We start from the raw sequence: 13,795 nt of genomic DNA, 5'->3' as shown, positions 1-13,795 counted from the left end.
AATTATTAATAAAACGTAATACTATTTGCGGATCCATTCTATCAGCTCCCATCCGTTCCAGGAGGTTTCATATAAAGATTTACCTCCTACTTGGGAAGATAGAAGTTCCAGAAATTCCTCTTTTCTTTCCGTGATCACACCGCTAAAAAGAAAATGATCCGTATGAAGTCCTGCGATCTTTTCCATATTCGCTTTTAAGACCGCGAATGTGATATTAGCAACACATAGATCGAATTGTTCGGAAGAAATTTGCGGATGATCGAATCCCCCTTCTTCCACTACTAAAACTTCCGGAGAGATCCCGTTCTCGTCCCTATTAAATGTGGAGGAACGTACGGCATTCGGATCTATATCCACTGCTATAATTTTAGATGCGTCTAATTTTGCCGCTGCCACGGATAGGATCCCGGAACCTGCACCAATATCAGCGACCTTCTTTCCTTTCAGATCTATGGAGCCAAGCCTGGATAAAACCAAACGAGTAGTTTCATGATGTCCTGTTCCGAATGCAAGCCCCGGATTGATATAAACCGGAAGGGAATCTTTTTGTTCTAACTTTTTGTTTTTTTCCCAGTCTTCTTTTTCCCAGGTAGGCACCACCCAGAAAACTCCGACTGAAAACGGTTTATAAAATTCTTTATAAGCTTCTTCGTATTCTTTTGTTTCTATCCATCTGGATTCTGCAAAAGAATTTTCCGGAGCGACTGTTTGTAGATAGACCCAAATTTTGGCTTCCGACTGAACATCATCTTCTGCCAGATACACTCTGATCGGAGTATTATCCGAGATAATCTCTTCGTCCGGTTTTCTAGGTTCTTCCCTATCGAATAGAATTTCGTAATATCCTGCTACCTGCCATTCGTCCAAGTAGGCGGAAAATTCTTCCGCAAAATCTTTCGGAATGGAAACTCTTATCTCTTTGTATTTCAACGGATTATCTCTGGAACGACCTGAGAAACTTCTTCATTAAGAGGCTTTTCCTGGGGAGGTTTTTCTTTATATATTTTTTCTTCTTTCATATACACTCTTCTGTCTTTCACGATCCAGACCCAAATCCCTACGAAGAGTGCTGTTGCCGCCCAATGTCCGAATCTTCCGACTGGGATCACAAAAAAGTCGAATAGTCCGTGTTGGACCACAGCAAGTAAGAACCCGGAAAGAATATACCAATACTTGTCCGGGAACTGTCTTTTATTACTTTTGATCAGACAAAGTGCAAAACATAAATTAATGAGTAAATGTGCATTCGAAGATTTTAATGTTCTTAGAATGAAAGTATGGATCCTATCATCTTCTTTTGCGGTCAGAATATAATGATAATTTTCTATTCCTGCAAAACCCAATGCTACAAACCCACCTACTAAAAACGTTTCCGGGAGGAATTCCTTTTTCTTCCAATCAAAAGCGAGGATAAGGGATAATGAAACGATCAGGATGGATTTACATAATTCTTCCATCATTCCCGCTTTCACGAATGCAAGAAATGCAGTTTGGGAAAGAATTGATTTTGCTACCTTAGCCTTGATCTCCGTCTCTGGCCAAATGAAGGCACTCGCACGAAGGACTAGTTCAGTGGAGATCCATCCTAAAAGTAGCGCGAAGAATATTATAAAAAAGAAACGTTTTTCTCTACCCGTGTTGGGCTGGGTATAGATAAGATAAAATCCCCAAGGAAAAATACTTCCGATCGCAAGAAGAATTACTTCTAAACTCATAATTCCTCCATATAACGGCCGTCGAACATATTCACCAGCTCTTGTTGTAAAGGAGTGGGCATAGCCTTAGCATCCAAAGGCCCATTCCAGAAAAGTTCCGTGACTCTTATATAACCTTTTGTTCCGGGAGGAGGCATCATAGGAGATAGGTTCTCGATCAATTCCAATGTTCTTTGGTCTTGTTCCGGATAAGGAGAATTTTGTACAAGTTCCACATCCACAACTTCTCCATCCGGAGTAATCGTATAAGCTACTACGCAGGAATAATTTCGAGGAGCACTTCTCCAATAATCCATAAAGGATTCGAAAGTTCTCATCTTTGCGGAGATATAATTGGAATAAGTAGGAGGAAGTTTTTTACCTTTGATCTTTTTAACTTCTCCCTTTACTCTGCCCTCGTCTGAAGGTTTTTCTTCAGGGATCTTTTCACCTTGGGTACTATTAGGCGTATCCGTTCCGGTAATCACACCGCCATTGAGTCCTTTTACCTCATCCGGAAGATTCGGATCTATAAAATAGAATTCAGCATGATTCTCGGGTGTAAAATGATCCGTAGGACGGGATTTACTTTCTTTTTGGAAAGCGATCGTGGTCGGCATAAGTAAGATCAAACAGATCACTATTAGATGGACCAAAACGCTTAATCCAAGGTTATTCTCAAAACCCGGGCTCAAACCCAAAAGAGGAGTTTTAGAATGAAAGGATCTCCGGAGCAGCCATCCTGAAAACACATTAACTAAAACTAATACAGTTAAGATCGCAGACCAAATCCAAACGGAAGATGCCACTTCAAAAAACTTTTTATCGGAAAGCCCAGGTTTTAAACCTAAACTTGCAAGAAAGCGGATCCCTAAAGCAGGTTCCCACCAAGAGAAGAAAAATGTAGCGAATAATAATAACCCGAGCAGATATACGAATAGGATCGGAAATCCTTTCCACAAACGTCCCGTATAGATATGACCCCAGCCCGCTAAGATAATATCTCTAACTTTTGCGTTCTTACGTTTTCTGGCAGAAGCAGGCAGATCCCCTTCTTCCTTTGCAAACGAATCTCTGGTTTGTCTTACAAACCAGGCCCAAGGCCTCTTGAATAAGAAGAATGGTCTTTTGCCGGATAGAAGTTCCGCAAGTCCTACTGCGGTAAAAAAGAAAATCCAAACGCTTTCGGAGAAGACCGCAAAGGTAGCCATCTTCGTTCGGAACGGATCGGAATATGTTAAATAATGAGTGAATAGTATTAAGCAGCCGACGGTCAGAAATACTAAAACCGGATTTAAGATAAGAGGTCTTGGATCTTCCGGTCTTAAACTTTTTCGAATATGTTTTGCCTGTAGAAAAAATACTGCCAGGCCCAGGAAGAACATTAAAGTTAGAACAAGGAATCCGGATGAACTAGGCTCTTCCGAACTGAGCAGAACGAATAAAGAAAATATCTCTTCTGCTTTTGGAAAAATTAAAAATAGGAGTTCTAGAGAAAATAAAAACAGCCCGAGGACTACTTGTAGAAAAACGGAATGGAATGCCGGCCTAAGTACCCTATCCTCTTTCGGAAATAGGAAGATAACTCCCAGAGGAAAAAAGATCCCGAACCCAATCATGGAAATGGGAGAGGTCCAAGAGAGAAAATTGATCCCCCAAAAGACTAATTTTTCCTTCTGCGAAATTTCCTTTTTCATTCCGAATATCCTTGTCCATTGGACCCTAGCTTGTTCCGGAAGCAAACAAGAATTGAAGGAATTCCTACGAATTTAATACTTTATCACGAATCCTATTCGAGAATCCTTGGACCTATGGAGAAAAAAGAAACCCTAGATTCCTCTCTCAAGGATATTGTATCCGTTTGTAAAAGAAGAGGATTTGTTTATCCCGGATCCGAAATTTACGGAGGACTTTCCAATACCTTCGACTATGGCCCTTACGGAGCCGAACTTCTCCATAACTTAAAAAGACTCTGGTGGAAACATTTTGTCCACTTGAGAGAAGACGTTGTCGGATTGGATTCTTCTATCCTTCTGAACCCGAAAGTATGGGAAGCATCCGGACACGTTTCTAATTTTAACGACCCACTCATCGATTGTAAAAATTGTAAGACCAGGATCAGAGCCGACAAATTTTTGGAAGACCAAAAAGGAGAAGGCGCGGCAACAGGATTGACCCTGGAAAAAATGAACGAGGTCATTAAGGCAGGAAATTTCGCCTGCCCGAACTGCGGTAATAGAGGAACTTTCACGGAAGCAAGAGACTTCAATTTGATGTTCAAAACTTCTCATGGGGCTTCCGCAGAAGATTCGCAGGATATTTATCTTCGCCCGGAAACTGCCCAAGGTATTTTTATCAATTTTAAGAACGTTATCTCAACGACTAGGAACAAGATCCCGTTCGGGATCGCTCAGATTGGCAAATCTTTCCGTAACGAGATCATGGCGAGACAATTCGTTTTCCGCACCAGAGAATTCGAACAGATGGAGATGGAATTCTTCTGCGAACCGGGAACCCAAAAAGAATGGTTCTCTCATTGGGTGGAATATTGCCTTAAGTTCTTAACGGATCATGTAGGTTTAAGAAAAGAAAATCTGAAGATCAGAGAACATGAGAAAGAAGAACTTTCTTTTTACAGCGAAGCTACCTCCGATATCGAATACAAATACGGATTCGGATGGGGAGAACTTTGGGGTATTGCTTCTAGAACTGATTACGATCTTTCCCAACATGAAAAATTCTCCGGAGAAGATCTGAAATACCAAGACCAGGCAGCTAACAAAAAATATGTGCCTTATGTGGTAGAACCTGCACTGGGCTTAAACCGTTTATTCTTAGCGGTCGTTTCAGACGCTTACGCAGAAGAAAAACTAGCGGATGGAGAAACAAGAACAGTTCTTCGTTTCGCTCCTCAAGTTGCTCCTGTGAAAATAGGGATTTTTCCTCTCATGAAAAAAGACGGACTTCCAGAACTTGCAAAATCGATTTATGCGAACCTATCTTCTTTAGGGAATTTGGAATACGACGAAGGCGGCGCTATCGGAAAAAGATACCGCAGACAGGACGAGATCGGAACTCCTTATTGTATCACTGTAGATTATGATTCTTTAACGGATAAATCCGTTACGGTAAGAGAAAGAGATAGTATGTCCCAAGAAAGGGTCTCCATAGATTCTTTAAAGTCTTACTTCGCGAATAAGTTACTTTAATCAAGGATTGTAGTTTCGAATATCGTCTCTACATTCTTGTCCGAAAATTAAAGGACTCGCTGGGCTGAAAGTTTCGACCTTGGTCTCGCTTAAGGCCCAGAACATTCCGCAGGATGAATTCGTACAATGATTTCCATGATCTTTGTCTTGGTGAGAAGAATATAAAGGGATCCCAGCATTAACCAGCCCGAGTGCATGTCCAAGCTCATGGGTCACTGTCATTTGTTCCGCCTTCTTCACTCTATCAGGTGAAGCGATATTGCTAAACTGTTCTATCATATCTTTGAATACAAAAATCACGGGAGGTCCAATTCCTAAAACTCCTGAAATTGTAACCGCAATCACACCAGGCGCGTCTGCCAACTGTCCTCTTACATACACGATAAAGAAACTAGTGGATTGAAAATTGGAAGATTTCTTTCTATATCTAGGCACCAGATCCAAAAGTTGATTCACACTCCAAGTGGATCTATTCTGATTCGGGATCTCGTTCATCTCCGAAAGATCAGTCGGAACAGTAACTGCAACAGGATAACCTCTGTCTGCAAAAACATCCTGCAAATTACTATCGGTCACATTCCAAATATTAGAACCTCCGACGATATAGTTCCCAGTGAAAGGTTCCGCATCCGTTTCATAAGCAATATCTAAATCAAGGGATCTGACCGTGGAAAAATAAACGGAAGAACGATCCGGGTCCGTTAGAATGAGATAATCCAAAGCTATATATCCCAAAACTACAGGTGGTAGTTCCGATTTACCGTTTTCGCAATTGATAAGTGAGAAGAAGGATAGAATTATAAGTGCTCGAAAGATCATTTTGCCTTCGTATTAGTAACAACCGGAATCGTTTCTTTTTTTATTTATTTGCAAAAAGGAGAGAAACTTCTCTTTTCTTTTATAAAAAATACTCCACAAACTCCGGTCATTTGCAAAGTTTTATTTTAATGTCTGAAAAACTTTTGGAGATAAGACCGATCCTCCCTCAAAATAGGGAGGCAGCAATTGAATTGGTAAATCAATTTTTTAGAATGGTCAATAAGCTTCCTTTAGATGGAATATTCAAGATCCGTCCTAGAGCCGCTGCCAAAATGGTGGATATCTACTTAAAACTCAGGGCAACTGACAAAGTATTATTTATCGGTGGATTTATAGAAGAAGAACTTGTCTCTCTTCTGATCGCAAGAGTGGAAGAAAAACCGTATCTTTTAGAGGAGAAAAATTTATTCATAGACCTGGCCATCACCAAACAAGGTAAAAGAAAATCCGGATATATGAAACCTCTTGTAGATGAAACGTTTCGTTACGCGAAAGAAAAAGGTATCTTAGCTGTAGAATTAAGAGCAATTTCCGAGAATGAAGGAGCGGTAGAATTCTGGAAGAAGATGGGATTCGATCCGTTCTATGTGAGATTTAGAAAATCCGTGTAAGAACTCCTACATCGGCAAAGATCGCCCCCGCCCTGCATTGGGATTTGGGGGGAGTGGCTCGTGGGAGCGCCCGTTCTCCTTATCACAAAATCCTATCTCTGTCAATAAAATCTTCCTCTTCAAAACTATGTAGGAATTCCTACATTTCCACTCAACTCCGAGAGCTTGGTGCGAAACCAAAATAAAAAAGGGATCGTTTCCGATCCCTTTTTTAATATTAGAATTTTAGAAAATTCTTATTGGAACAAACGAAGTAATAATCCGCCGTGTTGCACGAAAAATTCCGCAAACACTAGACTTGTAATCGCCATCAACTTGATCAAAATATTGATAGAAGGACCGGAAGTATCTTTTAAAGGATCTCCTACGGTATCTCCCACAACTGCAGCCTTGTGTTGGTCGGAACCTTTTCCACCGGCAGCTTTTTCGATGTATTTTTTAGCGTTGTCCCAGCCACCACCGGAGTTCGCAGAAGAGATTGCAAGAACCACACCTGCTACCAATGCTCCAGCTAAAACACCGGATAAAGACTTAATTCCGAATAAGTAACCTACTACGATCGGAGTTAAAAGAACTAAAAGTCCGGGAAGGATCATTTCTCTTAAAGCCGCAGTGGTGGAAATATCCACACATCTTTTATAATCAGGTTTAGCTTTTCCTTCCATGATCCCAGGGATCTCGCGGAATTGTTTTCTAACTTCTTCTACCATGTCTACAGCAGCTTTACCTACTGATTTCATAGTCATCGCAGTGAAAACGAATGGAAGCATAGCTCCGAAAAGTAATCCACCGAAAACTTCTGCGTCTAAAATATCCAGACCGGTAGTTTTAGTTCTGGTGATGAATGCAGCAAACAATGCCAAGGAAGTGAGAGCAGCAGAACCGATCGCGAAACCTTTTCCGATAGCAGCAGTAGTATTACCGGCCGCATCTAAGGTATCCGTACGATTACGAACTTCTTTTCCGAGTTCCGCCATCTCAGCGATACCGCCCGCGTTATCCGAAACTGGACCGTAAGCGTCGATAGTCAGACCGATTGCGATAGTGGAGATCATTCCGAGAGCAGCAATTGCGATCCCGTACATTCCCGCCAAAATATTCGCAGTAACGATGGTGATAACAAGAAGGATCACAGGAACCACAGAACTTTGGTAACCTAATGCAAGTCCGTAGATGATGTTCGTAGCAGCTCCGGTTTTAGAAGCGTCCACAACTTCTCTTACAGGCTTATAAGAATGAGAAGTATAATACTCAGTGATGAGACCGATGAACATTCCGGAGAATAGACCCACAATCAAGGAGATGTAAACATTCCATTTACCGATCGTTTTGCCAGCGATCTCGAAAGAATCCACCATGTATTTATCAGTTACAAAATACATGATCGCACCAACGATCAATGTCGAGACCCAAAGTTGGATCTTTAGGACCTTCTCCACATTTCCTCCTTCTTTCACGGAAGCGATGAAGGAAGTTAAAAGAGAAGCAGGGATCCCGAAAGCGGAGATCAAAAGTGGATATAAAAGAGCGTCAGTGTTACCGGAAAGAGCAGTAGCAGTTGCACCGATCACAAGAGCGGCACAAGTAGCCTCAGCGCAGGAACCGAAAAGGTCAGCACCCATACCGGCAACATCACCTACGTTATCTCCCACGTTATCTGCGATAGTCGCAGGGTTTCTAGGATCATCCTCAGGGATTCCCTTCTCCACCTTACCTACAAGGTCAGCGCCAACGTCGGCAGCCTTAGTGTAAATCCCGCCACCCACTCTTCCAAAAAGAGCCACAGCAGAACCACCTAGACCAAAACCGGCAAGAGCTTCCATAAGGAAAAGAGTTCCAACGTTTTGGAATAAATGAGTATAAAGCAGGAAAAGTCCGATCATACCGGAAACCGCAAGACCAACCAGCCCGAATCCCATCACCGCACCAGAATCGAAAGCGACTCTGAAAGCCTTGGTCATCGAAGTTTTAGCTGCTTGAGCAGTACGAACGTTTCCTATGGTCGCGATCTTCATTCCGATAAAACCGGAAAGACAGGAAATAAGTGCTCCTGACACGAAAGCGATCGCAGTAAACAACCCGTCGTTAAAATCCGGAGTTTCCGGATTGTCCAAAAGGAAGAAGATCAGAACTGCCATAAAGGCGATAAAGAGAGAAATGGTCTTGTATTCTCTCACGAGAAAAGCCATGGCTCCTTCGGAGATTGCGGAAGAAATTTCGATCAATTTCTTGGATTCTTGGTCTTTTCCGCCCTCAGTTCCGATTTGGATCCTGGTGACCTTCAATGCGTATACTACGGCGGTCAAAATAGCCAGGACGGCAAAAGCCAGAATAATGGTTACCGAATTCATTCAGGGAAACCTCTTGTTTTTTTTTAAAATTTCCGATGGATTAAAAAGATGGGACCTGTGTTTCCCAAAGTAAGATGAGACGTACACTTTCCATTTGGTTCTTTTTAGTTATTTGCACTATAAAATCGGTCCTGGCCTTGAGTTCAACCTTTTCTTGGGAAGAGCTGATCCAGCAGGCTGCAGAAGAAGCTTTACGAGGCAGATACCAACAAGCGTTAGAAAAATTACAGATCGCTGACGAGACAGGAGAGCCCAGAGACTTCCGTTATTATTGGATTTTAGGAAAATCCCAAAAAGGAAAGGGAGAAGAATTAGAAGCACTCAAAAGTTACGAAACAAGCCTTCGATTGAATCCGGACCAAACCAAATTATTGGAAGAAATGACGGATCTATACGATTCACTCAGATTTCCGGACAAGGCATTGAACACTGCTAGGGTACTATTATCCAGAGATCCGGAGAATAGAGATCTAAGATACAAAGCATTACTCTGGTCTTCTCGTATCGGAGACATTGAATATTATAAAGCCACCTTAAAAGAATTAGAATCTTCCAATCCATACCTCGCGGAAGAACAAGCTCTATTAGATGAGATCTCAAGTTTTCAAAAGGCAGGAAAAATAGAAGATTCAATCGCAAGATGTAAAAGGTTCCTGCCCTACTTTCCTAGAAACAAAAGTTTACATAGACTTTGTATCTTATCCTATAAATCCAAAGATTCCAATTTATATGAAGAAGGCCTACTACAAAGAGCGAATATCTTCAGGGACGAACCGATCTTTCATCATATCTTGAGCATGGAATATTTGGACCAGAGAAGATTTGTGGAATCCGCGGCATTAGCAAGAAGAGCACTTTTACTTTCTCTTAGAAAAAATCTTTTTCCGGATAAGGACTACCTTCTTCCTTTAAGAAGATATTATATACAAATCGGATCGGATTCAGGGATCTTAGGAACGGAACTTTTAGAAGAGATCATCCGCACAAAAAAAAGCCCAAGTATAGAAGAATGGAACGTACTATTAAAACATTCTTCCTTTAGTTGGGAAGTACTGGCTTTCGCACTTAGATCCGTCTCTGAAACAGAACCGGAAGAATCCGCACTCATCGTTTCCAAAGAATGGAAGGACATGTATAAGGATCTAAAAGCAGGTGAACTGGAGAAGGACCTTTCCAGATATGCAGGTCCTTACAGCCTGGATAAAACATTTCAATTCTATTTGGAAACAGGTTATTCTCTCGCGGAAATGGAGTAAACTTTCTCTAATAAAATCCTTGCCTCTTTAACCGGTACAATTTCAATCATTTCTGTATCGAAAAAGACACATAACTTGCATGAAACCCCATTGCTATATTCTATTTTTTTTTCTATATTTCCCGAATTGTATCATTAGTTATGCAGATTTTCCTACAAAGGGCAAAACTTCTGCCCCGGAGAAACCTGCTATCTATTTCAGCGTAAGGGACCCTAAAGAATGGGATCCAGAGGAAAGAAGAAAAGAATTACTAGGTAGAGGCTGGAGAGAAGTAAATCCCGGAAAACCTCCCATAGACAGGAAGAACAAGATTCAATTTTTGATCAGCAGATTTCCGGGAATAAGCAGAAGTGAGCCGGACGTAAGAAAAGCATTGAGCGAAAAAGGTTGGGTAGAGATCGAAAATTATCCGCCTAAAAAAGGATATTATATAGATATGAAATCCTTTCAAAAGGACCCGTCCTTATCATCGATGATATTTTTATACTTAGCCTATGCGACATTCACCATAGTTCCCGCTTATATCGGTCAGGATGGGGCCAATATTACATTTACTGTATATAAGGACGATTCAGTCTGGAGAACATTCGAATATCAGATCACGAGAAAGACATTCATTTGGATACTGACTCTTCCTGTTCTTTGGTTAAACTATATATATCCCACTGAAACGGAAGCATACCAGGCAGTAATCGATCAATTCGAATCGGATCTACATTCCTCTAAACTATAACTTAAAGTGCGGGAGCCTTAGGGTCCAAAAGATATTCTATCATAGCAAGTATCCTTTCTTGAGGCATAGGCCTGGTAAAATAATGATCATTCCGAAAGGAAGGATATACCAGGCTGCCAGGATGGATAGAATCAGACAAAAGAATAATTCCGTCATTCGGACCGTAATTCATTAAAAAATTATAATATGGACGGGCTCTTTCCGTAACGTGACGGAACAGAGGAACTCCCACCAAATTGATCATTTTGATCCCGGCAGGAAGTTTCCAATCCTTATCTAAAGGAGCATCTTGTCCCTTCCGTATGGATAAAAATCCGTCCCAATTATAACCTTTGAAGAAAAAATAACTTCTAACTTCCAGCTTGGTCCAAAAATCATTCAGGATCCCTTCTATCATTCTAGAACCTTTTAAGATCCCGCCTATACTATACCAGCCCTTGACCTTTTTAAAATAGGGCTCGTTCCCACATCTTTCGATAGCCATCCTAAAATCGGAAGAACCCTTGCTCGGGGATGCAATAATCATTGTTTCTTCCGGATTTGAAACTTCTAAGTATTCGCAGATGATCTTTGCATTTTCGCGCACATCGCCAACCTGTCCGATCGGGATCAGATCGGAACGAATTCCGACGGAAGCCACCATCTTGCGGATAGATGCACCGTCCGCCCCCACGCTCGGATTATCCGCATAGAACATTCCAGGCACCATTACGAGTACTATCTTTTTGGAAGAAAAGTCGGGGCGTTTTTGGGCAAATTCTTTTTCCTTCTTATCCAAATACTCCAGGAATTTTTTATTATTCGGATCATTGATGATCCTGTGATAAAAAATCGCGGCACCCTTATCTATATCATCAGTCTCATCTGAAACTTTTAAAAGATTCTCCTCGGTTAATTTGTCCAATGAATCCAATTCAGGATACGACTTGGAGGCCCAATCCAAGTACGCCTTTTCATCTTCGCAAAGATTTTTGACCCTATATGCAGGAGTATCGCAGGAAACCTTTTTCATTTCCGGGCCCGGATCGGAAACCTTTAGGTCTCCGTCCGCCCTTCCGCTGCAAAAGTTAGAAAAAGCGAATATAGAAAATAATAAAAAAATTCTAGAACCGAAGCGGATCATATTTTTGGATCTCATCTAAGAAGGAAATACGAAGGGAGAAAATTTAGGAAATATAAAAAAGGCCGCATAAAATTAAAATTTACGCGACCCTTAAAAACCGTTTCTCCTAGATGATCCGAATGGATCAAATCGGAAACACAGATAGTTTTGTTCGTTACAAAACGAACTAAGAGATGATTAATCTCCGTAAGCTATCGTACATTCAGAAACGTAAACGGATCCAAGAACGTTGGATCTGTTGGAATCGATGGATTTAACTATTTTGATCCCACCTTTTTTAGCAGCAGCTTTAATACCTGCATCACCAGTAGCGATCAGCCCTAAAATAGAAGATGCACAAGCTTCTCCTGATTTCTCGCCGATTCCGTCTTTTTGAGAGTTGTCTCTGTTGAAGATGGTCGCATTTTCGGTTACGTTTGTATAAAGAGATCCGTAAACGACAGCACAATTACTGGCAACAGAAGCAAATACTAATGCCGCAGCTAATAACATGATTTTTCTCATTGAATCTATCTCCGTGTACTATATTACTTTTTTGTTTATTTTCGCTTAGTTTTGCGTGATGTTTAGATCCGAAAATTTTTCGGCAAGATAAAAATACATAAGAAAGGAACGTCATACCTTCTTTAGAAATTTTTAGAAGGCAAAAACTCAAGAGAGGATCATCTTTTTGAGAAGATTCGAGTCAAGATTTAAAAAAAGAAAAATAACAAAAAAACTACAAATATAGTATTCTAAATGGGAGACAAAAATCATACGAAAAGTTTTATCCGAATTTTCCGCAAACACGGACAGAGGCTTTTAAAAATTTTTCCGATTATCCGTGATTTTGCGAGTAAACAAACCACAAAGCAAAAAATTCTTTCCAAAGAGAGAACTTTTCCGTTATCACGAAGGCAATTGATGTGTTTTCTCTAATTCTGGTTGACATATCCGTTCGAAGGAATTTTATATTTTCCGATTAAAAAAGGAAGGAGAGGTTCATTTATGAAAAAGGAACTTCTATCGATAGGATTAGTCGGTTTACTCTGCTTGTCCTCGGGAATTTCAGTCACTGCCGCAGACTATGGTGTAGCTGGTTGCGGGCTTGGATCTTTGATTTTTAAGGAAAATAAAGGCGGCCACCAACTTTTAGCGGCTACCACAAACGGTGTTGTTTCAGGTAACCAAACTTTCGGGATCACTACCGGAACTTTGGGATGCGCTACTGATGGATTAGTCCATAAAGAAAAAGTACAAGAAGTATTTGTTTCCCTCAATTTCAATTCTTTGGAAGTTGAAATGGCAAAAGGAAAAGGAGAAAAATTAGAAGCACTTTCAGGACTTCTGGGCTGCTCCACAAACGGAACTGTACAATTGGGAGAATATACTAAGTCCAATTTCGACGCATTGTATACCCAAGAAACCACTCCTTCTTCTTTACTAAGCGCGGTAAAAGACGGGATCAGAAAAGACGCAGTACTCTCTAAGAGCTGCAAAATTTAAGGAGATAACTCATGAAAAGAATATTAGCAGTATCTCTATTTCTCGCTTTAGTAGCTTCTCCACTTTACGTAGCTTCCGCTAAACACGGCGCTGCAGGATGTGGTCTTGGTTCTATCGTAATCACCGAGAACAAAAAAGTTCACCAAGTGATCGCCGCAACCGTAAACGGAACTCTTGGAAACCAAACTTTCGGGATTTCCACAGGAACTTTAGGTTGTGAGACCAGCGGGTTTACCCAAAAACAAGCCGAGCAACAGATCTTCGTTCACATGAACTTCCAATCTTTGGAGCAGGAATTTGCAAAAGGTTCCGGTGAAAAAATGGAAGCTTTTGCTTCATTGATGGGTTGTTCCGATATGGGAACTTTCGGAAAAGTAGGAAAGGAGAAGTTCTCCGCACTTTTCGACCAAAACACTCCGGATTCCTTTTTGGAAAAAATGAGATTCGAAGTAGCAAACAACTCCGCTCTAGTCGGAAGTTGCAAAATCTGATCACTCCTTTTAAATAAGGTCCT

13 protein-coding genes are annotated in these 13,795 nt (G+C 41.0%); 6 read left to right on the top strand and 7 right to left on the bottom strand.

Annotated elements, in window-relative coordinates; all coding sequences use genetic code 11:
- Positions 1-21 precede the first annotated feature (21 nt).
- Genes EHR06_RS00330 through EHR06_RS00320 form a run of 3 tightly spaced genes read right to left on the bottom strand, consistent with a single transcriptional unit; the run spans position 22 to position 3,391 of the window.
- On the bottom strand, positions 22-930 hold the full coding sequence (locus EHR06_RS00330; RefSeq protein WP_135755196.1) for a 50S ribosomal protein L11 methyltransferase: 909 nt from the start codon (positions 928-930) through the stop codon (positions 22-24).
- Positions 927-1,715: a PrsW family glutamic-type intramembrane protease gene (locus EHR06_RS00325; protein ID WP_135755195.1), complete on the bottom strand. Its 789-nt coding sequence runs from the start codon at positions 1,713-1,715 to the stop codon at positions 927-929. Before EHR06_RS00325 ends, EHR06_RS00330 begins: the two co-directional genes overlap by 4 nt.
- A complete protein-coding gene (locus EHR06_RS00320) occupies positions 1,712-3,391 on the bottom strand; it encodes a TonB C-terminal domain-containing protein (protein WP_135755194.1) in 1,680 nt (559 codons plus the stop codon). The genes EHR06_RS00325 and EHR06_RS00320 overlap by 4 nt, the downstream gene beginning before the upstream one ends.
- 114 nt (positions 3,392-3,505) lie before the next feature.
- Here EHR06_RS00320 and EHR06_RS00315 point away from each other — a divergent pair, with 114 nt between their 5' ends.
- A complete protein-coding gene (locus EHR06_RS00315) occupies positions 3,506-4,903 on the top strand; it encodes a glycine--tRNA ligase (RefSeq protein ID WP_135755193.1) in 1,398 nt (465 codons plus the stop codon).
- Here the strand turns inward: EHR06_RS00315 and EHR06_RS00310 are convergent, their stop codons facing one another.
- The gene (locus tag EHR06_RS00310; RefSeq protein ID WP_135755192.1) at positions 4,904-5,722 is read right to left on the bottom strand and encodes a hypothetical protein; all 819 of its coding nucleotides are present in this window, start codon (positions 5,720-5,722) and stop codon (positions 4,904-4,906) included.
- Positions 5,723-5,850: 128 nt separating this feature from the next.
- On the opposite strand from EHR06_RS00310, the gene EHR06_RS00305 reads away from it, so the two are divergent.
- Positions 5,851-6,333, top strand: a complete 483-nt coding sequence (locus EHR06_RS00305; protein WP_167492254.1) for a GNAT family N-acetyltransferase — start codon at positions 5,851-5,853, stop codon at positions 6,331-6,333.
- A 236-nt stretch (positions 6,334-6,569) separates the two neighbouring features.
- Here the strand turns inward: EHR06_RS00305 and EHR06_RS00300 are convergent, their stop codons facing one another.
- Complete coding sequence (locus tag EHR06_RS00300) at positions 6,570-8,684, bottom strand: sodium-translocating pyrophosphatase (RefSeq protein WP_135755190.1); 2,115 nt, start codon at positions 8,682-8,684, stop codon at positions 6,570-6,572.
- Between the two features lie 137 nt (positions 8,685-8,821).
- Here EHR06_RS00300 and EHR06_RS00295 point away from each other — a divergent pair, with 137 nt between their 5' ends.
- Positions 8,822-9,940: a hypothetical protein gene (locus EHR06_RS00295; protein WP_244288448.1), complete on the top strand. Its 1,119-nt coding sequence runs from the start codon at positions 8,822-8,824 to the stop codon at positions 9,938-9,940.
- Between the two features lie 79 nt (positions 9,941-10,019).
- On the top strand, positions 10,020-10,673 hold the full coding sequence (locus tag EHR06_RS00290; protein ID WP_135755188.1) for a hypothetical protein: 654 nt from the start codon (positions 10,020-10,022) through the stop codon (positions 10,671-10,673).
- 1 nt (position 10,674) lies between these two features.
- Here the strand turns inward: EHR06_RS00290 and EHR06_RS00285 are convergent, their stop codons facing one another.
- Both EHR06_RS00285 and EHR06_RS00280 read right to left on the bottom strand, forming a co-directional pair.
- On the bottom strand, positions 10,675-11,811 hold the full coding sequence (locus EHR06_RS00285) for a hypothetical protein (protein WP_208757719.1): 1,137 nt from the start codon (positions 11,809-11,811) through the stop codon (positions 10,675-10,677).
- A gap of 162 nt (positions 11,812-11,973) precedes the next feature.
- Positions 11,974-12,300, bottom strand: a complete 327-nt coding sequence (locus EHR06_RS00280; protein WP_135755187.1) for a TRL domain-containing protein — start codon at positions 12,298-12,300, stop codon at positions 11,974-11,976.
- Between the two features lie 483 nt (positions 12,301-12,783).
- Between EHR06_RS00280 and EHR06_RS00270 the strand changes: the two genes are divergently transcribed.
- The gene (locus EHR06_RS00270) at positions 12,784-13,281 is read left to right on the top strand and encodes a DUF3015 family protein (protein WP_135755185.1); all 498 of its coding nucleotides are present in this window, start codon (positions 12,784-12,786) and stop codon (positions 13,279-13,281) included.
- An 11-nt stretch (positions 13,282-13,292) separates the two neighbouring features.
- On the top strand, positions 13,293-13,772 hold the full coding sequence (locus EHR06_RS00265; RefSeq protein WP_008590522.1) for a DUF3015 family protein: 480 nt from the start codon (positions 13,293-13,295) through the stop codon (positions 13,770-13,772).
- Positions 13,773-13,795 lie beyond the last annotated feature (23 nt).

It is taken from the genome of Leptospira dzoumogneensis (assembly GCF_004770895.1).
Taxonomy (GTDB): Bacteria; Spirochaetota; Leptospiria; order Leptospirales; family Leptospiraceae; genus Leptospira_B; species Leptospira_B dzoumogneensis.
The sequence above is the reverse complement of the archived record's forward strand: the minus strand, read 5'-3'. Positions and strand labels throughout refer to the sequence as shown.